Genomic DNA, 19,815 nt, shown 5'->3' with positions numbered 1-19,815 from the left:
TGGGGCCGGCCCACCCGATGAAGTACCAAGGACGTCCCATGCATCCATCGATTATTTTACCGGCTGCACTTGAGTCCCCGTTCAGACCGGGCGAAGTCGCCCTGGTCGGCGCCGGCCCCGGCGATCCACGCTTGCTGACCCTGCGCGCCTGGAGCCTGTTGATGCAAGCCGACGCCGTGGTTTATGACCGCCTGATCAGCCCCGAGCTGCTGGCGTTGATCCCCCTCACCTGCGCCCGGCATTACGTCGGCAAGGCCAGCGGCTGCCACAGCCTGCCCCAGGATCAGATCAACGAACTACTCGCCGACCTCGCCGATCTGGGCCAGCGTGTGGTCCGGCTCAAGGGTGGCGACCCGTTCATCTTCGGCCGTGGTGCCGAGGAGTTGGAGTATCTGCTGCAACGCAACATTGACTGCCAGGTGGTCCCCGGCATTACTGCCGCCTCCGGGTGTAGCGCTTACGCCGGCATCCCGCTGACCCATCGGGATCTGGTCAACTCTTGTCGATTCATCACTGGGCACCTGCAACACGATGGAGAGTTGCAATTACCCTGGAGCAGCCTCGTCGACAGCAGCCAGACCCTGGTGTTTTACATGGGGCTATCGAATCTCGGGATGATCGCCCAGCGCTTGATCGAAGCCGGAATGCCCGCCGAGACACCGGCGGCGCTGATCAGCAATGGCACGCGTCCCGACCAGCATGTGGCCCGAGGCAGGCTGCACCAATTGCCAACCCTGGCGCGGGAATGCCCACCTGGCATTCCGACGCTTGCGGTGATCGGCAAAGTGGTCGATCTGTTCGCTGCCCAACAGCAGGAATTCCCGGCGCGCTTTTACCCCGCCCCAGCGCTGCAACGCCAGCGCAAGGTGGCGATATGAGGCGGATGCTGCTTACCCCATTGTTGTGGATCGGTGCGGCTCATGCCGGTGCGGCGGTTCCGCCCTCCGACGCGGCCGCCAACCTCTATCAACAGCATTGCCAGCGCTGCCATGGCGCCAACCGTTTCGGCGGTGCGGGGCCGGCCTTGCTGCCGGAGAGTCTGAGCCGGATCAAACCCGACGAAATCCGCAGCGTGATCCAGAACGGTCGCCCTGCGAGCCAGATGACCGGGTATGCCAACGTGTTCAACCCCACGCAGATCGACGCGCTGGTGGATTACCTTCAGCAACCACCCGCCACCCCACCCAGCTGGAGTAACGACGACATTCGCGGCAGTCATTCCATTCTCGCCGATATCAACAAATTGCCCGACACACCTCAGCATGGCGCCGATCCACTGAACCTGTTCGTGGTGGTGGAAGCTGGCGATCATCACATCAACATCCTCGACGGCGACCGTTTTGAAGTGTTGGCACGGTTTGCTTCGCACTTTGCCGTGCATGGCGGGCCGAAGTTCTCGCCGGATGGACGTTTCGTCTACGTGGCCTCTCGCGATGGCTGGATCAGTCTGTATGACTTGCACAACCTGAAACTGATCGCCGAGGTCCGCGCCGGGCTCAACACCCGCAACCTGGCGGTGAGCAAGGATGGCCGCTGGGTGCTGGTGGGCAACTACTTGCCGGGCAACCTGGTGGTGCTCGATGCCCGCGATCTGTCATGGGTCAAAACCATTCCGGCCATCGGCCAGGACGGCACCGCGTCACGGGTCAGCGCGGTCTACACCGCGCCGCCACGGGACAGTTTCATCGTGGCGCTCAAGGATGTGAAGGAAGTCTGGGAGCTGCCCTGCGCTGGCACACCGGACTTCGAACCGCGTCGTATCCAGGCCGAAGATATGCTGGACGACTTTTCCTTTTCACCGGATTACAAGCAACTGCTGGCCACGTCGCGCGCGGCCAAGGGCGGCCAGGTGATCGACCTCGACAGTGGCAAGGTGGTCACCGACATTCCACTGCCGGGCATGCCGCACCTGGGGTCCGGGACCTACTGGAAACGTAACGGTGAGTGGGTGTTCGCCACGCCGAATATCAGCAAGGGCCTGATCTCGGTCATCGACTTCAAGACCTGGAAACTGATCAAGGAAATACCGACCCTGGGGCCGGGTTTCTTCATGCGCAGCCACGTCAACTCGCGGTATGCCTGGACCGACGTATTCTTCGGCCCCGACAACGATGCGATCCATCTGATCGACAAACAGACCCTGGAAATCGCCCACACCCTGCGCCCGATGCCCGGCAAGACTGCCGCTCATGTTGAGTTCACTCGCGATGGCCGTTACCTGCTTTTGAGTATTTGGGCCACCGACGGTGCGCTGATTGTCTACGACAGCAACACCCTCAAAGAGATCAAGCGCCTGCCGATGAACAAGCCTTCGGGCAAGTACAACGTCGGCAACAAGATCGAGTTTGCTGAGGGCACGTCCCACTAGACGTTGCGCCCCGGCTTAAAATGCGCAAACGCACACCCTGTGGCGAGGGGGCGTTCCGACAAGCCCCCTCGCCACAGGAATCTGGCCCACCTCCGCTCAGCATCACCTCCAAGGTGTACCCGTTATCGACCTTCCAGTCCTGACCATAAACACCCCGCGCGCACCTTGGGACAGCTGAAAAACCGTCACGTTGGCCACCGCTGACGCATCTCCGGAGCTGGGAACTTCAAACGGTGCGTGAAAACCGGCCTTTTTGATCAACACCCAAATAAGCATCGAACGCCATCGCCGCGCTGCGCATCATCAAATGCCCGTGAGGCAACAACACCAACGCGTCTTTGTGAATCTGCAGCAAGCCATCGCGAACATGCTCGTCCAGTTGCATCAGCGCCTCGGCAAAGTAATCGGTAAAGCAGATGTCATGACGCGCTTCAAACTTGCCGAAGTCGATCCGGCCGTGGCACATCAGATCGCTGATCACCTCACGGCGCAGCTGATCGTCGGCGCTCAAGCGGTAACCTCGATGGACCGGTAACAAGCCTTGATCCAGCCGCGCGTAGTACTGCGAAAGCTCCTTGACGCTCTGGCTGTAGCTATCGCCGACCTTGCCGATCGAAGACACTCCGAGACCGATCAAATCACAGTCAGCGTGGGTGGAATATCCCTGGAAATTGCGCTGCAACGTGCCATTGGCCCGGGCCAAGGCCAGTTCATCGTCCGGCAAGGCGAAATGGTCCATGCCGATATAGACATAACCGGCCTCGGTCAGACGGCGGATTGTCAGTTCAAGCAACTCTAGCTTGCGCTCAGGTGGCGGCATATCGGCCGGACGAATCAGTCGTTGCGCGCGCACCAGCTCCGGCAAATGGGCGTAGCTGTAGGCCGCAATCCGGTCCGGACACAGCGCGATGATCTTGCCGAGGGTGACATCGAAACTCTCCACGGTTTGCAATGGCAGGCCGTAAATCAGATCGACACTGATCGATTTGAATTGCGCCTGGCGTGCCGCAGCGACCAGCGCATGGATTTGCTCTTCACTTTGCCGCCGATTGACCGCAGCCTGCACGTCGGGATCGAAGTCCTGTACGCCAAAGCTCAAACGATTGAAGCCCAACTGACGCAACAACTGGATCTGTTGCGTATTGATGGTGCGCGGGTCAACCTCGATGGAAAACTCATGGTCATCGCTGTCATCCATGTCGAATGCCTGGCGCAGGCAGTCCATAAGGTCAGCCAGTTGCTCGCCGGTCAAATAGGTCGGTGTGCCACCTCCCAGATGCAATTGTGTGAGTTTTCGGCTGCGGTCGAACAAGGCGGCTTGCATCACGATTTCGCGCTTGAGGTACGCCAGGTACTCGACGGCGCGGTGGGCTTTCCGAGTAATGATTTTGTTGCAGGCGCAGTAGTAACAAAGGCTCTTGCAGAACGGGATGTGGATGTACACCGACAGCGATTTTGGCGTTATCGCCTGGTTGCTGTCCGAGGCCGCACGCTGATAGTCATCGACGGCGAACGCCTGATGAAACTGCGGCGCGGTCGGGTAAGAGGTATAGCGCGGCCCCGGGAGGTCATACTTTTCGACCAGGGCGCGATTGAAATCAAATGAACGTGTCATGATCAACCCACTCGCAATGGGACGGATGCCCAGCACCGCCCGAATCCTTTTCAAACAGGTTGCAGATGGCATCCACGTGCGGCCGACCGGCCGGAAGAATACTAATGAAACGGTCAGACAGTTCGATCAACCCGTCACGGCTCAATTGCTCCAGCACAGACCAGGCGGTGAAAAAGTACTGACGAAAAATCAGTCCATGACGCGTCTCGATTGCCTGAATATCCAGTTCCAGATCACACGCCAGGCGTTCCATGACCATGTGCCTGACCTGATTCCCTGCCTCACAGCGCCAGCCACGACTCGTCGGCAATTGGTCCATGTCCAGTTGCCGCTGGTACCGTTCCAGTTCGTCGGTGTTTTGCGCATACAAACCGTCGATCTGACTGATAGCGCCCAAACCGAACCCGATATGGTCGCAATGTCCGTGACGGGTAAACCCCTCACCATTGCGACGCAATCGGCCGCGTTCCTGAGCAATCGCCAAATCGTCATCAGGCCGGACAAACTGACCCAGGCCAATGTAGTGATAACCAGCGCCGATCAACTGTTCGAAGCAGATCCGGCGCATGTCGGCTTTTTCTTCCTCGCTGCAAAACGCCCTGATTTTGTCTGCGGCCTTTGGCCGATAGCGTTGCGGTGGCCGGGCATAATCAAACACCAGCAGCCGGTCCGGCTCCAGTGCGATGATGGTTGCCAGTTTCAGTGCAAAACTTTCTGGCGTCTGCCAGGTATGGCCATAACCCAGATCGACATTGATGGATCGATAGCCGAAGGTACGAGCGGCATCGATAAGCGAATGGATCGGTGCCGGGTTCTGGTAGCAGGCCACCGACATCGCACTGTCGGCACCGATGTCCGGAACGCCGATGCTGACATGAGTAAACTCCAAGTCACGCAGCATGCCCATGGTCGACCAATCCGTATGGTGAAGGTCCACTTCTATGCTGTAGTCACCGCACTCATGTCCAAGAAAGTTGAAGCGGCCACGAAGGTGATTCATCAGCCGTCTCAGGTGGGTAATGGCAGGTGTTCCGCCGCCAAGATGGAACTGCTCGACCCGCTGCCTGGCTCCCAGATGACAACCGACAAGGTCGATCTCATGTTCCAGGCGCTGAAGATAGTGTTCGACAACACTGTGCTCGCATGAAGTTTCGCGAGGGGACCACAAGGCCGGCTTAAGGTAAGAAGGCAGTTGCACGTTCAGCGATAGCGGATGGCACCTCTGGTGGCTGACGCGCAACGCACGAAGCAAATCCAGAGAGCCGATGCCGCCATGAAATTTTTCAGTGTCGACATGGCAGTTGGGGTCGAGCACGCCTTGATCGTACCGGACGTTCAGCTCACCGGGGCTGTGAAACAAATTGAGCATAACGGGTCTCCGAGACTGCCTGCGGACCGCCAGTGTCGGAGTCTGGCGACCCATGCTCCTTGATTTGCATCAAGCGCGAGCAAAGTGCTTGTCGCGCAACCGTCACCAGGCAGCCCAGTTACCACGTCAGGTAAAACATCCACTTGGCCAACAGTACGATGATGACCATGTGGCAGAACAGGCTGCCATGGATGAAATGCAGATATCGAGCACTCATCCGGCCACTTTTGAACAAATACATGGCGGCCAGGAAATGCAGCAGTACGCTGACGGCCACCACGATTTTCAACATCAGCAATGTGCCAAACGATGAGGTCATCGGCGCTGCAAGGGCCGGCAAATAACGCAGCCAGACCATCCCCAGCCCGGCGCCGAACAACATCAGCAGAACCCATGGAATCAAGGTGCGGGCACGTCGACCGATCCCCTGCTCGACCAGCAACATGACCTTGGCAGGCAGCTGTTTGCGGATACTTTCAAGGAACAGGACTTCGAAGAACACCGTGCCGATAAAAATCAGCGCGGAAAACAGATGCAACGTCAGAAACAGCGGATAGAGCATGGGATTCTCGCTCTCGATACAGCTGAACACGATCCACTCATCGCGAGGGAAACGTCACTCCCATCGTTGCGCCGCCTCGCGATCACTGTTGCGAGCCTCGACCCAATGGGAACTCTCGGCCACCTGTTCTTTCTTCCAGAATGGCGCGCGGGTTTTCAGGTAATCCATTACAAACGCACAGGCATCAAAAGCCGCTTGACGATGACTGCTGCTGATGCCGACAAAGACAATGGGTTCTCCCGGTTGCAGCGCGCCGATTCGATGGATCAGTACCAGTCCGAGCAACGGCCAGCGCTGTCGGGCTTCGTCGGCGATCTTGCCCAGGACCTTTTCGGTCATACCGGGGTAATGCTCAAGAAACATCCCGGCGACTTCTTGTCCGACGTTGGTGTCACGTACATACCCGACAAAACTCACCACGGCACCGACATTCAGGCTCAAAGCCTGCAGGGCATTGATTTCGGTGCCGGGGTCGAAGCGCTCTGTCTGCACTCGAATCATCGAATCACCCTCCCGTTACGGTGGGGAAAAAACCCACTTCATCACCGTCTATCAACGGCTCATCGAGCCCGCACATCTCCTGATTGCGGGCACACATGAGGTTCTGTTCGGCCAGCACCTGCCAGACGCCAGAACGACGTATCAGGTGCTGACGCAACTGATCGACAGAAGTGAAATCACCTTCAATCGTTTCATCGTCAAGGCCCAGCGTTTCGCGATACCGTGAGAAATACAAAACATTCAACTTCATTGTTCCTGCGCCTGATACCAACCGCTTTTACCACCCCGTTTTTCCAACAACCGCACCGATTCGATACTCATGCCCCGGTCCACGGCCTTGCACATGTCATACAGGGTCAAGGCCGCCACACTGGCGGCGGTCAGTGCCTCCATCTCGACGCCGGTCTGTCCGGACAACTTGCACCGAGAAACAATACGTACGCGTTGGTCACCTTCAAAACTCAACTCAACGTTAACACTGCTCAAAAGCAGCGGATGACAGAGCGGAATCAACTCGCTCGCGCGTTTGGCCGCCTGAATGCCAGCGATCCGTGCTACCGCAAATACATCACCTTTAGGGTGAGCACCACTGGCAATCAGTTGTCGGGTCTCGGCAAGCATATGAACCCATGCTTCAGCCACTGCTTCTCGGGACGTCACGCATTTATCCGTAACATCGACCATTCGCACGCGTCCCAGTGAGTCGAGGTGAGTCAGCATCAATTCAGTCATGAGCAATAAGCCTTGCGCTACCAACAGTCGGTTTCAGCGCAGAATACAGCGCAGGCCGACACAGGCGGTTGACGTCAATCAAGTAATGCAGACAAGGCCGTTGCTCAACCGATTTCCATGGTTCGAAAGCGCAATTCCGAAGCTGCAATCAGCCCGTCTACTTGTGCCGGAGGGCGAGCTCCGATAATGACGCCCGTCACTGCCAGTTTGCGAAGTACCCAGGCGATCGGCTTCTGACACAACAGCGTTTTCACTAAGTCATTAATGCCCGGGCATTGGACTGCGTGGACGTTTTACATCGCGTTTTCGCCTTACCGCATCAGGGCTGGTAATGCGGCTCGGTTGAGGCATTGGGGGCGTACGCAGTAACAGACTGATTTCCTCTGCGCTGACCGCTCTGCTGAAAAAATGGCCCTGAATTTCATCGCAGCCGTTCTCACGCAGGAAGATTTGCTGCTCTTCGGTTTCGACACCTTCGGCTATGACCTTGAGGTTCAGTTGGTGCCCCAACGAAATCACTGCGGTAGCGATGGCTTTGTCGTTCTCGTTGTCGGGCAGATCGTGCACGAAAGACTGGTCGATCTTGAGTCTGGCGATGGGGAAGCTTTTCAATGCCGCGAGGCTGGAGTAGCCGGTGCCGAAGTCGTCGATCGACAGACTGATCCCCATTGATTGCAGTTCCTTCATTTTGCTGATGGCTTGCTGAAGGTCTTGCATGATCAGACTTTCGGTCAGCTCCAGCTCAAGGTACATCGGGTCCAGTCCGGTCTCTTGCAAGGCATGCCTCACCCGGTCGACCAGGTCCCTTTCGATGAACTGGCGTGCTGAAATATTCACCGATATGGTGATCGGCGGCCAGCCCGCATCCTGCCAGTTTTTGTTCTGTCTGCACGCAGTATGAATGACCCAGTCGCCGATGGGCACGATCAACCCGGTCTCTTCGGCCTGGGGAATGAATTTGATCGGAGACACCATGCCGAGCTCGGGGTGCTGCCAGCGGATCAGTGCCTCTACGCCGATAATCTGCCCTGATTGCAAATCCACCTGTGGCTGGTACAGCAGCAGGAATTCGTCATGGTTAAGTGCGTTTCGTAGCCCGTCTTGCATGGCGAGCTTGCCCTGAACCTTGTTATTCATCTCGCTCGTATAGAACTGGTAACTGTTGCGACCCAGCTCCTTGGCCCGGTACATGGCGGCGTCCGCATTGCTGAGCAACGTGTCGGTATCGCTGCCGTCGGCTGGATAGGTGGCCACCCCCATGCTGCAGGTGACGTGGAGTGTATGTCCGCTGAGCTGAATCGGTTGCAGGATGGCTTCCTGAATCTTGTGCAGGGCTGGAGTGACGCCGTCGAGGTCTGAGGGCTGGTCGAACAGGATGATCACAAATTCGTCGCCACCCAGTCGCACGACGGTGTCGGTGCGGCGTACACACTCCTGCATGCGCTGGGCGACGGTTTTCAGCAGTTCGTCTCCAGCACTGTGCCCAAGGCTGTCATTCACCAGTTTGAATTTGTCCAGATCGAGAAACACCACCGTCACCAGCCGGCTGTAGCGCTGGGCATAAAGCATTGCCTGCTTGAGACGGTCTTCGAGCAGTGTGCGATTCGGCAGCCCGGTCAGTGCGTCATGGTCGCCCATATAGCGAATGCGCTTTTCGGTCAGTTGGCGTTCTATCGCAATGCCGGCAAGAGGTGTCGCCATGTCGATCAGTCGTGTCTCGGTCGAGCTGGGGCTGCGTACGGTGTTGGAATACAGGGCAAACGTCCCCAATACCTTTCGCTCATGGGACAGAATCGGCGTCGACCAGCAGGCGCGAAATCCATAGGGCGCAGCGGCTGATCGGTACTCCTCCCACAGCGAATCCAGCTCGATATCCGTGACGATGACCGGCTCTCGTCGATACACCGCGGTGCCGCATGAACCGACACTCGGACCGATCGCAATCCCGTCAATGAGCTGGTTATAGGCTTTCGGCAAACTGGGGGCAGCCCCGTGCAGCAGGTGCTGTCCATCCTCATCCAGCACCAGGATGGACACCATCATCCCCTCCAGTTGGGACTCGACCAGGTGAGCTAGGCTATCGAGGACTTCTGCAAGCTCGGTGCTTCTGGCGATCAGTTCCAGGACATGACCTTGTCCGGCACGGATGATGGCTTCTTGCTCTAATCGGTTGTTTTGCAGGGCGAGCCGCTCTGTGGCGATACTCAATTGGACCGTTTTTTTTTCCAGCTGAAGACGGTCCTTGAGGAATTGATTCACCGCACGAGCCATGTTGCCGATCTCGTCCTTCCCATGCTCCTCCATCATCAAATGCGTTTTGTCAGTGCGTTCCTGACGCAATTGCCGGCTTATTTCATTCAGGCGCACGAGCACATGACGGCCCATGAAGACCCGGGTCACAAACCAGGCGAACACCAGGCTGGCGCCCAACATGATCAGCACCCATTGCTGGCTACGATTTGAGGCCTCGACCAGGCGTTGCACGGCTTCGCGATAGTCTTCGGTGTAAGCACTGGATTGCGCACGGGCCACCGCGACCAGAACCCCCGCTTCATTCTTCAACTCCTCATTGAAGCGCTGTATGACGTTGTGCTGATTGATGAGTCTCAGGCGCTGGGAGAAGAGATCGGGCGTTTCCACATCAGCATCGGGTAACTTGCCTGCGGCGCGTGACAGGCGCTCATATCGGATCCGCAGCCGTTGCACGGCATCACTGTCATTAGCCTGCGGCAGATCGAAAAGTAACACCGCCAGTTCCAGGCTCGCCCGGGTCTTGGTCGCGGTTAACCGGGCAGCGTGATCCTCCAGGGCTTGCTCGAAGGTGACCTCGGTTTGCAACAGGCTTTCTCGCAGCTGCGCAACGATGTTGGCGGTATTGCGGAACATCTGACTCGACTGATGCATGTCGAGTATCGCCTCGCCACTGTTCGCGGCAGTCAGCTCCTGCACCAGTTGATCAAGGGCTTCAAGCTGTTCGACGGTCGCCGCATAGCTTGAACGCAGGGTGTCGGGGGAGCGGGTTGTCAGAAGCTGATCGGTCTGGTGTTCGATCAGCAAGGTCCGCTGCACCATGTCTTGCCCATTTTGCATGCGCACCAGTCGTTCATCCGTCAGCTGGCGGGTGGCGTTGTTTGACGTGCGCAACGCATAGACCGCTGTGGCACCACCCGCCAGGATCAGCAGCGCCAGCGTCAGGAACGCCAGTGTGAACTGTGCGCGCAACGACTGCGGCAATAGCCGGCGTCCGAGCCGGGAAATAACGTCCAATGTCAGGGATTCCATTGGTGGCGATAGATGTCTCGATAACCATTGTCAGGGTCGTACTGGAATTTCTTCCCGCCATCGAAGGCGATATTGTCGGCATTGACCAGGTGAATCGGCGCTACGAAGCCGCTCACCGGCTGACCTGCAAACAGCCGGTTCAATTCATCCATCACTTGCCAGCCATGCAGGTTGAGCGGCTCGGCCACGGTAACGGTCTGGTAGGTTTTTGCCTGTATGCGCAAGAAAGCCGAAGCGCTGCCATCACCGGCAGACAACAGACTGATGCCGTCACTGGGTATTGCGGCGTTGGTCAATGAGGCAATCGAGTAGTCGAAATAGATATCGTTGATGGCCAGCGTGTGGGTCCAGCGCTTGCCATAGCGCTGAAGAAGCTCCTTGGTGATCACCGGCATCTTCTCGCCACTTTCAGAGATCGCGACATCGCGCACTTCCAGCACTGTACATTCCCGACAGGCCCGAATGACGTTTTCCATGGCCTTGGCTTTCGCCATGGCGATGCTGTACTTGGAGTCGGTCAGGATGACCACGCCGGCGTGTCCGTTTGACTGTGCCACTGCCGCCATGGCCGTAAGGCGAGCCACTTCGAGCGGGTCGGTCGTGACGTTCATGGCCACCGGCGTGCCATCGATCGGCCCGGGGCGTGCCCCGGCGTGCCAGCCAACCACCGGCACATCCCTGTTGGCGAAGAGGATCAGCGCCGCATTGTTCTCAAGGGCATCGGAGCCGCACAGAATGAGGCCGTCGGGTTTCGCTGCCAGGGCATCGGAAAAGGCCTTCGCACGCCCGGCCGATGATCCAGCGCCATCGAATATCTTCAGCGTCCAGCCCATCGCCTTGGCTGCCTCGCGAGCGCCCTGCGCGACACCGACGATGCCTCCGTTACGCAAATCTTCCGCGACAAGCGCGATGTTCTTGCCCCGCAGGGCTTGCGGGCCGGATTCAGGGCCGCTCCAGCGAACGGCTTCGAGGGTGGCCCTGGAAACGATTTCCTGCGCTTGAGTCACCGTAACCGTGGCGTTTTCGACACCCGCTGCGGTTGGCAGGTTCTGGCCGTATCCGGGAGTTGTCGTGAAAAGACAGAAAACCGTAATTGAAGCCATCCAGAGTAGCCAGGGCCTGAGTAACCAGGGCCCGATCAGACAGGTTCGATCACCGCATGTGATGCCGGGTATGGAGCCGATGGCGCGATCAGAGTCTGGCATGGCGTCCCTTTTTGCCAAGAGTGCAGTGTTCAATATCCGAAAGGATAGTCGGTTCTGCGGTCATCAGGTCTTTTATGGGTAAAGTGCGCGAACTTTAAACCTGATCATTCAGGAAATGGGACAGGGCCCATGGCAGAGCCTTCTTTGCCAAGCCAAGTGGATCAACCCACTCTATAGGGTTGGGAGCATATTGATGCAGGTTGATGCCACCCGCCAATCCGATTGGATTCCGAGCGTTGCTCACGGACTTCGCCCCACGCCTTGTACTGCGCACTCCATACGATGTCGCCATTCTGGTCGGTCAGTTCTAGCGGTGTGCCCAGATGGTCGCATTGATACCAGGCCAGCACGTCGAACGGTTGTGCGGTCGGTGAGTGGTTCCATAGTGGATCGTCATCGAAGCTGTAGTCGCCGCTGTAGTCAGGCTGTCCCAGTAGGTGAATCGGTTTATGTCGCAGAGCCTGGGCCACCGGGACGAAGGTGCCCGGTTCGAAGATGTAATGCACATCGATTAGTTACGACGGCCAAACGCACACTATCCCCATCAGGGATAGCGCTGGCAATACGATCGGAACCTACCCTGCAAATAACAACACCACGACAACGAGCAACGGGCCTTGGCCAAATGGAACTTTTCCTTACAACGGTTCTAATCCGCATCCAGAGAGTGGTGCCAATGACCTATATGGCTCACATGGGATTATCATCTTCAACATTCCGGGGCGAACAGGAATGGGGCTCCATTCAGGAAGAGCGAATAGCGGCGCACAAAACCATCCGACGCTGGGAGGTATCCGAACGACAGACGCGGCTATGGGATTCGTGCGTAATCTCATAACAACTGACCCAGTAACATCCATGACTGTTATCAACAATAACGTCAATGCTCCTCAGTTTGGTACGCAACAGTAGTGTGATCGATAGGGTGATCATCATGATTTTTATCAGATTTGTATGTGCTCGCTCCCTGACCTTCTTGGTCTTGTTGTTCGGACTTGGATTGGGATGTGTGTCATTCTCTCAGGCTTCGGCGTACGGAAACTGCCCTCCCGAGATGAACAGCCGAGAAGGGTCTTTGTTAGTTGACGCGCGCGGAGATTGGTCTTCCCTTTTTAAGCATCAGAGATGCCTTCGCTTCTTGTGATGATGGTGAGCTTGGCGAGGGCTACTCTGAAGCCGTGGCGAACCTCTTCGCCCAAAGATGGGATCAGTTCGGTACATTTGTCGCACTTGCAAAAACACACCCTGACTTTCAAAATTGGGCGATACGACATATCGATGCGACTGTCTCAGATGATGACCTGAATAGGATTATATTAAATTCCAATAAATGCATTAATAATGCAGCGGTGGAAAATTTTTGCAGGATTATTCGGCAGAGTGCTGCAAATGCTTTGATGGAATCCGCACGGATGCGACGATAAAATTTGGAGATTCTACGCCTATGTCAGCAGCATCCTTGCTGTATGACGCCAACGGCAATATGACCAATGACGGCAGCAATACCTACACTGCATTGATCAAGCCCGAGGGGCATCAGACAAGCTCCATGCATTGTTCAGCTACTATGACCACAGGGTGACAAGCTTAGAGTTTCGTGGCTGCATGTTTGCTAACGCAATGGCTGAGTTCGGGCACACCGCACCGGGCATTGCCGAAATCAACAAGCAATTCAAGGAGCAACTTTCCCAACAGCTCAGGTCAGTGCTTCTGCTTGTGCTGAAGCCGGAGCTTGCAGAAAAACTGCATTTATCATAACCATGCTCATTGGTGGTGCGGTTCTTGCTGCCTACCATGAGAAAGCTGTGGCTGCCTTAGGGGCCGCTAAGGCAATCATTCGATCAGAAGGCGGCGACTTTGGACTAGCCACCTGCGCATCTGCTCCACGGTGTGGTGAGTCAAATTTGGCTGGGTTGAGCTGATTTAATTGAGCTTCGATATACGCGAAGTAATCAATTTGAACACCTCGTCAGCATCGCCGTCCTCAACCCAAAATGCATCTGGTTTTTTGTTCAGTGTCCCATACCAGTCTGCTATCGTCTGGCCATATGTCAAGCCCTCTCGCGTGTCGATTGAAAGGTAGATCTCTCGGCCACGAAAGAGCTCACGATTTAACAGATAAGCAATCACAGTAGCATCGTGGACCGGCCCGCCCGACAAACCATAGCGCTCAACGTAGCTCTGGATGTAGCCGCGAAGAATGGAGGCCACGTGGTGTCCCGCTTGATTACCCAACTGATCTAAAGCTGAGATTCGTCCCTCGCTTGTCAATAATTTATGAGTGACGTCAATAGGTAAATAAGTGATTTGCACGCCACTATCTAGAACATATTTCGCGGCTTCTGCATCCGCAAACATGTTGAATTCCGCAGTAGGTGTTACATTGCCGCCCTGAAAGTGCGCTCCACCCATTACTACAACTTCCTTGATCCCTTTGACAATATCAGGCGCTTGTTTTAAAGCAAGCGCGAGATTAGTTTCCGGCCCTAATAATGCTAGTGTAATCGAATGCGCTGGCGCCGCCCGTAGTGTCGTAATAATAAACGAGACAGCGTCATCACCCGCTAGGGGTTGTTTAGGCTCGAACACCTTTACCCCGGAAATTCCCTCGGGGCCATGGACGCTTTCCGCATACACCGGAGAGCGAACCAAAGGACGTGCGGCGCCCGAGTAAATGGGGACGTCTCCACGAGACGCCCACTCTCTTGCAATCCGGGCGTTGCGTGAAGTTTTATCGATCCGCACGTTCCCCGCTACAGTCGTCACACCTAGCAAGTTCAATTTGTCCGGCGACGCGAAAGCCACCAAAAGCGCGATCATGTCGTCGGCACCAGGATCAGTATCGATGATTAAATTGGTTCGCGATTCTGCTAATGCTCCACAAGACAGACATAGCATCACGAAAAACAACCATACCCTCACAAAATACTCCTTCAATGCCCACTGCTCCTTATGCAAAAAAAACTAATACATACTTATGACTGTAACTTAATCAGGTTCACGTCAACGCTCGCGCGTTGCAGCTCGCGGTAGGCGAGCCAAGAACTAAACATGGCAACAACAGCGCAACCTGACGCAAAATAAAACACTGATGCATATCCGAAGTGACTCACGCAGAGCCCTCCTACGCCGCCAGCCAGAAGAATGCCAATATCGAAACACGCTTCGTACGTACTAAGCGCTAGCCCGATATTAGTGTCCGGTAAACTCTTAATGGCCGGTAATGCCAATAACGGATAGACCATCGACAATCCGAGACCAGTCATAAACGCTCCTAACATCACTACATCAACCTGGGGCGCAGTGGCCACCAGCAAAAGGCCTAGTGATTCGATAATCAATGATATCCATACAGCTTTTAATCCATAGGCATCCGCCTTTTTTCCGAGCATTAGTCGCGCGACGACATAACCTACACCAAATAACGACAAAATCATCGGCGCATCTGTCTGCCATCCTTTCTCCATCAAAAACAGTAACAAAAACGAAGTTATTGATGCATAACCAACGTTACCCAGCGCAAAACCTGAGCCAGGTCGCCATATTTCACGTATTGCCGTCCAAGTCGAGATACTCACCGGCTCGCCGGGTACCTTAGCATCTTCGACAAACAACACCACCATGACACCAAAAAACGGGAGGCATGACATGATCAACATTGATAGCAATACAGAGTTCTCACGAAATAAATATGCTCCGATATAATTGCCAATCGCGAGTCCGAGGAACATACCGATACCGACCCAGGACATAACTTTCCCAGCATGCTCACGCCCTATCAAACCGATTGGCCAAGTTCCACTACTGGTAAACACCAAGCTTTCTCCCACGCCCATTAATAACCGGCTAAAACACACAAGGGCAAAGACAGGCATAGCAGACAATACACTCTGGTCAGTCAGAATGAAGCATATTGTACCGGCAGCGAAGAGGAGCAGTAGACCAGTGACCATTGCTCGCTTTGGACCATGCCGATCAGAAAATCGGCCTGCGTACGGCCGGGATAACAACGTCGCGACTGATTCCATCACCACGATAAAACCGACATAGCTACCGGGCAGCCCTAACACCTTGTTGATATAGGGTGGAAGTACAGCAACAGATATCCCTAGGCTAGTGATGGCCACAAATAGCATTGAAGCGACGACCACTGCGGGCAAGAAATTACGACTCTGGAAGCCCATTGCGCACTCCTTTGTTCACGACTCGGCCCTGCTCAACAAAAATCTGCTCATCAATGAGGCCCGCAACAGCTGTACAAATAATATTCTGTTCTACGCAAATGATTTCCTCGCGTAGCATCGCCTCAGTCATTTGTGAGGTGATTCTAACTGTGCCCTGATCAATAATAGGTCCTGCGTCCACTTCATCATTGATAAAGTGTACCGTGGCCCCTGTGATCTTTACACCTGCCTCCAGAGCCCGGCGCTGGGCCTTGTCGCCCGGAAAAGCCGGCAGGATAGATGGATGTGTATTGATGGTTCTACTACCAAACCGACTAACAAACTCAGACGAAAATATCCTGCGAAAGCCTCCCAAGACGATCACATCGATCTGTGCGCCCTCCAGCAATATTGCGATTTCCCGTTCGAATTCCGCACGGCTCGGATAATCCGAATGAATTACTTTATTAACCTTCACATCGGAAAATCGGGTATCGGCCCCAGCATCGAAACTAGCGTTATTGGTGATGACCAATGCAAGCCTAGCAGCGTGTTCTGCCTCTTCGATCCCATTTTTTACCGCGTCAATTAATGATCCACGGCCTGAAAATAAAAAAGCTATATTTTTCATCCGACTACATGCTCCTTGAATTTGGAAAAAGTGGATCGCACGTCCACCAGTGAGTGGCACACAAACTCACCGAACTCAAAAATTACGGCACCACCAACCATGACCCGCACAGGATTTTCCTTGTGGATCATGTTCAAAAAGGAAATTGGATTATCCAAATAATGATCAGAAAAGTTGACACTATCGTAGAAGGCAATATCGGCAAGAAAGCCTACGCGCAACTCACCTACGTCCTTCAATCCAAGCGCGCGAGCTCCTGAGGAAGTCAGCATTTTTAGAGTTTCACGTGCGCTTGGCTTTTTATCTAGGTTATCTGGGCCATGATGATAAACAGTGAATAGCGCATCAAATGTAATGTCGCCTATTGGATTTACCATTGCTGCATCAGTACCGAGACCGACCGATCGACCTTCCATCAGTGATGCCAAAGGCAGTGTACCGGCTCCGACATAACTATTACTTACGGGGCAGTGAATGATATTACAACGACTCTGCTGAAGGATAGCGAGGTCAGCGGGTGACACACAAGAAGCATGTATCAACGTCGTAGACTCATCCAATATCTCTAAAGCATGCAGATACTCGACTGCCGTCATACCGAATACCTCCTTAAAAAGCGCAACTTGTGTTGCGCCCTCATGAAGGTGAAGAGAAAATACCGAACCAGCTTTTTTTGCTTCCGCATGAAGATATTTAAATAGCTCTTCGTTGGCGGAAAGTTCGGAAGCGGTAGAGGGTATTACACTTAGAGTGTCAGACTGGTATTGTTGCTTAGTCGATACAAAATTCTCGGCAATACTATGAATAGGTTTAAATTCTGGGCGGGCCCCCGCGCCAATCCACTGGTTGCTTTGGCAATAATTGATTGCTGCCCGTACGCCGAGTTTCTTGCAGGCATCAATATCGACTTCAGGCCGACTGGTGAACACTCCAACACAAGTAACCCCTTTACGAATCTCTTTCATCAGGCTGTATAGTGTAGCGACACCCTGCACCTCACGAGTTTCCAATTCGTTGTTTTTATGTACCGCATCCAGCACGGCACTAATGGGAGAATACTCCATCAGCCCGCCATATAATTCTTTGCTCGGGTGTAAATGCGCGTTAACCAAGCCCGGCATACAGATGAAATTTGAGCAATCAGCAATTCGCACACCATCCGGAAGCGGACAGCTCGGCGAGTAGATCGCGAAAATCGTGGATCCTTTTACGTGAAGACTGCCATGGGCCAACCGATGAGTATCAGGGCACAGATACCTCACGCCTTTATAAATAACTTCATCCAGCATCTACAATCTCCATCAACGACGCGATTGACTTACTAAAGTCGGCTCGCTTTGAAAAATGATGCACTTTAATCCCCAATTTTTGGCAGGGTAAGACATCATTCTCTAGACTATCGCCGACCATCACAATGTCCTCAAAGGCGACATCCAATTCACGCTTCACACGTTGATAAAAGCTTTCGTGGGGTTTGCACTGAGGGGCGCAAAAACCAAAGAAAAAATAATCAAAATAGGGTGCTAACCGACTTGCCTCGAGTTTCAATCTTTGGACTCGCTCAGCGCCATTACTGCATACACCAAGTATAATTCCACGCTGGCGAAAATATTTCAAAATATTCAGCCAAGGGCCGGTCGGAACACAGGACTCTGCGTACTTGCATATGAACGTTGATTCAATTTCATCGCGATGAGTCCGGCGAACGCCAAACCAATCAAACACATGCTGAAAACGTTGGCTTAGTAAGCTCTCAACGGTTAGACCACCACCTTCAAATTGAGACCATAGTCTCTGGTTCATCTCATTGTAAAACTGGTGAAAGCGCTCGAACTCATCGTTGCCGCTAGCGTAATCATGGCTGGCCAAGAAACTCTCCAACCAATCCATTGCGTACAGATGTCCTTGCTGATGGTTGAGCAGCGTATCGTCGATATCAAATAGAACACACCGGATCATTGCCGAATCACGCCAACATCTGAGGCCAAAGCAGCGCCCAATGCACATCGCAGCGCAGTTTTAAATTCGTCTACCCTACTATACATTCCTGCCGTAATTATCCCATTACAGCCTAACAAATCCATGTCACCAGCCGTTTCGGGATAAAGTTCTTGCATGATTGCAGAGAGTTTCAATTCGGGCCTTATCCTGGCAACAACTTCAGGCGGGAGCATGACCTTGCCACTGCAGCCATAGAAAACATCACCAGTGTGCCGATCTTTCACCGCGGCCCAACCATACACGAAGCTGCCGAAAGAGAGGTGTTCAACTAATCCTTCAAGGGCGACATAATAGTCGGCCCGCTCATTAGAATGCCTCTGCACACTCTCAAGTCTACCAAGGCATCCACGAATTGCTTCCTCATCGGTAGTAGGGGTCTCTGATACACCTGAGTCTGCGTCAAAAGGTATCAAAGTAAAGGATCCAAACAAGTCACCACACACATCATTCAAAGCATTGATCTTAGCGATATTTTTGGTCGCCAGGACAAAAAATGGTAATTCACTCCGCATTTTCATGAACCCACCGGACAACTTCAGTTTTTTGAGTGCGCCCATAAATATCAGCCAGTGTGGTAATAGCAGACTGTATGGTTGGCATCTGCTCTATCACACCCACGTTCAGCATTGCGTCGTTAGCCTTTTCGACGGCGTTATCATAAATTTGTGTAAACGTAGTCTTCATGATGGTCGAGCCAAGCCGCAATTCCGACATGCCTCGTTCGACTAAGTCGGCGAAAACCAGCTCGTGAACAAATGAGAAAAAACCCATATCGTATGGCAATCCCGTAATCACATCGGTGCTACGGGAAATTGTTTCACAGAACAACGTACGGTCCTTGATAAAAAACTGCATACCAACCGTACAAGGGAAATCTTTAGTATCCGACTTGTGGTAATTTTGATTTATATTTATGATTGCGCGCCGTGAATCAGGGTTTGCCATTAACATATTAATAATCCAATTGTACTGATTCTCATGCTCTAACACAGGCTCGTGAAAAACATAATAACCGTAATTGGAGTTTACATTGCCCTCTTCATCAACCAATGTCATCCAGAAATTTGAGGCCTTGGCCAATCCTTCTTGGGCATTTAGACTACCACTAAAATAAGCTAACAACTCTCTACACAAATAGCGTTTTGCGCCCTTTCTTAGCGAGTGAATTCGATTAAGAGGATTTGTAAGAATATAATTAACTCCATATGCCTGACGAGCACCACCCGCTCTCGAAGAAATAGCATGACCATGTTCGAGGATATTAACAATACCTTTCTTGACCAAGCCATCGACGCTATTTGCGACGACATCAATAAAGGCATGTGACACTTTTACACACTCAACTGTTTTATCTAAAGAACTCACCACACCATACTCCTTGGCAAA

19 protein-coding genes and 1 pseudogene are annotated in these 19,815 nt (G+C 53.8%); 3 read left to right on the top strand and 17 right to left on the bottom strand.

Going from position 1 to position 19,815, the window contains the following annotated elements:
- The first annotated feature begins 38 nt into the window (after window positions 1–38).
- Window positions 39–878, top strand: coding sequence for a uroporphyrinogen-III C-methyltransferase (cobA, locus tag J3D54_RS21255; RefSeq protein WP_253422373.1), 840 nt, complete (start codon window positions 39–41; stop codon window positions 876–878).
- The gene (locus J3D54_RS21250) at window positions 875–2,368 is read left to right on the top strand and encodes a nitrite reductase (RefSeq protein ID WP_253422371.1); all 1,494 of its coding nucleotides are present in this window, start codon (window positions 875–877) and stop codon (window positions 2,366–2,368) included. Before cobA ends, J3D54_RS21250 begins: the two co-directional genes overlap by 4 nt.
- A gap of 109 nt (window positions 2,369–2,477) precedes the next feature.
- Here the strand turns inward: J3D54_RS21250 and J3D54_RS21245 are convergent.
- The 10 genes and pseudogenes from J3D54_RS21245 to J3D54_RS21200 form a co-directional block, all read right to left on the bottom strand.
- A pseudogene (locus J3D54_RS21245) lies at window positions 2,478–2,578 on the bottom strand (short-chain dehydrogenase); the annotation flags it as partial.
- Window positions 2,579–2,594: 16 nt separating this feature from the next.
- Window positions 2,595–3,983: an oxygen-independent coproporphyrinogen III oxidase gene (gene hemN, locus J3D54_RS21240; protein WP_253422369.1), complete on the bottom strand. Its 1,389-nt coding sequence runs from the start codon at window positions 3,981–3,983 to the stop codon at window positions 2,595–2,597.
- Window positions 3,967–5,352 carry a coproporphyrinogen III oxidase gene (locus J3D54_RS21235; RefSeq protein WP_253422367.1) on the bottom strand — a complete coding sequence of 462 codons (1,386 nt, stop codon included), beginning with the start codon at window positions 5,350–5,352 and terminating at the stop codon, window positions 3,967–3,969. The genes hemN and J3D54_RS21235 overlap by 17 nt, the downstream gene beginning before the upstream one ends.
- 118 nt (window positions 5,353–5,470) lie before the next feature.
- Complete coding sequence (locus J3D54_RS21230) at window positions 5,471–5,914, bottom strand: CopD family copper resistance protein (RefSeq protein ID WP_253426694.1); 444 nt, start codon at window positions 5,912–5,914, stop codon at window positions 5,471–5,473.
- Window positions 5,915–5,968: 54 nt separating this feature from the next.
- Complete coding sequence (moaE, locus tag J3D54_RS21225) at window positions 5,969–6,415, bottom strand: molybdopterin synthase catalytic subunit MoaE (RefSeq protein ID WP_253422365.1); 447 nt, start codon at window positions 6,413–6,415, stop codon at window positions 5,969–5,971.
- 4 nt (window positions 6,416–6,419) lie between these two features.
- A complete protein-coding gene (locus J3D54_RS21220) occupies window positions 6,420–6,665 on the bottom strand; it encodes a MoaD/ThiS family protein (RefSeq protein ID WP_253422363.1) in 246 nt (81 codons plus the stop codon).
- Entirely contained in the window at window positions 6,662–7,135 is a 474-nt protein-coding gene (moaC, locus tag J3D54_RS21215) for a cyclic pyranopterin monophosphate synthase MoaC (protein ID WP_253426692.1), read from the bottom strand. Before moaC ends, J3D54_RS21220 begins: the two co-directional genes overlap by 4 nt.
- A gap of 273 nt (window positions 7,136–7,408) precedes the next feature.
- Window positions 7,409–10,429, bottom strand: coding sequence for an EAL domain-containing protein (locus tag J3D54_RS21210; protein ID WP_253422361.1), 3,021 nt, complete (start codon window positions 10,427–10,429; stop codon window positions 7,409–7,411).
- Window positions 10,417–11,436, bottom strand: coding sequence for a substrate-binding domain-containing protein (locus J3D54_RS21205; RefSeq protein WP_253426690.1), 1,020 nt, complete (start codon window positions 11,434–11,436; stop codon window positions 10,417–10,419). The genes J3D54_RS21210 and J3D54_RS21205 overlap by 13 nt, the downstream gene beginning before the upstream one ends.
- A 359-nt stretch (window positions 11,437–11,795) precedes the next feature.
- Window positions 11,796–12,140 carry an RHS domain-containing protein gene (locus J3D54_RS21200; RefSeq protein WP_367399625.1) on the bottom strand — a complete coding sequence of 115 codons (345 nt, stop codon included), beginning with the start codon at window positions 12,138–12,140 and terminating at the stop codon, window positions 11,796–11,798.
- 1,099 nt (window positions 12,141–13,239) lie between these two features.
- On the opposite strand from J3D54_RS21200, the gene J3D54_RS21195 reads away from it, so the two are divergent.
- Window positions 13,240–13,392 carry a hypothetical protein gene (locus tag J3D54_RS21195; RefSeq protein WP_253422358.1) on the top strand — a complete coding sequence of 51 codons (153 nt, stop codon included), beginning with the start codon at window positions 13,240–13,242 and terminating at the stop codon, window positions 13,390–13,392.
- A 165-nt stretch (window positions 13,393–13,557) separates the two neighbouring features.
- Here the strand turns inward: J3D54_RS21195 and J3D54_RS21190 are convergent, their stop codons facing one another.
- From J3D54_RS21190 to J3D54_RS21160, 7 genes are all read right to left on the bottom strand, one after another.
- Window positions 13,558–14,532: a nucleoside hydrolase gene (locus J3D54_RS21190; RefSeq protein WP_253426688.1), complete on the bottom strand. Its 975-nt coding sequence runs from the start codon at window positions 14,530–14,532 to the stop codon at window positions 13,558–13,560.
- 77 nt (window positions 14,533–14,609) lie between these two features.
- A complete protein-coding gene (locus J3D54_RS21185; RefSeq protein ID WP_253422356.1) occupies window positions 14,610–15,818 on the bottom strand; it encodes an MFS transporter in 1,209 nt (402 codons plus the stop codon).
- Window positions 15,799–16,428 (bottom strand): phosphoribosylglycinamide formyltransferase, encoded by a 630-nt coding sequence (gene purN, locus J3D54_RS21180; protein WP_253422354.1) that lies wholly within the window; start codon window positions 16,426–16,428, stop codon window positions 15,799–15,801. The genes J3D54_RS21185 and purN overlap by 20 nt, the downstream gene beginning before the upstream one ends.
- Complete coding sequence (locus tag J3D54_RS21175; RefSeq protein ID WP_253422352.1) at window positions 16,425–17,717, bottom strand: amidohydrolase family protein; 1,293 nt, start codon at window positions 17,715–17,717, stop codon at window positions 16,425–16,427. The genes purN and J3D54_RS21175 overlap by 4 nt, the downstream gene beginning before the upstream one ends.
- Window positions 17,707–18,387, bottom strand: coding sequence for an HAD family hydrolase (locus J3D54_RS21170; RefSeq protein WP_253422350.1), 681 nt, complete (start codon window positions 18,385–18,387; stop codon window positions 17,707–17,709). Before J3D54_RS21170 ends, J3D54_RS21175 begins: the two co-directional genes overlap by 11 nt.
- A complete protein-coding gene (locus tag J3D54_RS21165) occupies window positions 18,384–18,947 on the bottom strand; it encodes an inosine/xanthosine triphosphatase (protein ID WP_253422348.1) in 564 nt (187 codons plus the stop codon). The genes J3D54_RS21170 and J3D54_RS21165 overlap by 4 nt, the downstream gene beginning before the upstream one ends.
- The gene (locus J3D54_RS21160) at window positions 18,931–19,794 is read right to left on the bottom strand and encodes a thymidylate synthase (RefSeq protein WP_253422346.1); all 864 of its coding nucleotides are present in this window, start codon (window positions 19,792–19,794) and stop codon (window positions 18,931–18,933) included. Before J3D54_RS21160 ends, J3D54_RS21165 begins: the two co-directional genes overlap by 17 nt.
- Window positions 19,795–19,815: the final 21 nt, after the last annotated feature.

Source organism: Pseudomonas sp. GGS8 (assembly GCF_024168645.1).
In the GTDB taxonomy this organism is placed as follows: domain Bacteria; phylum Pseudomonadota; class Gammaproteobacteria; order Pseudomonadales; family Pseudomonadaceae; genus Aquipseudomonas.
The sequence above is the reverse complement of the archived record's forward strand: the minus strand, read 5'-3'. Positions and strand labels throughout refer to the sequence as shown.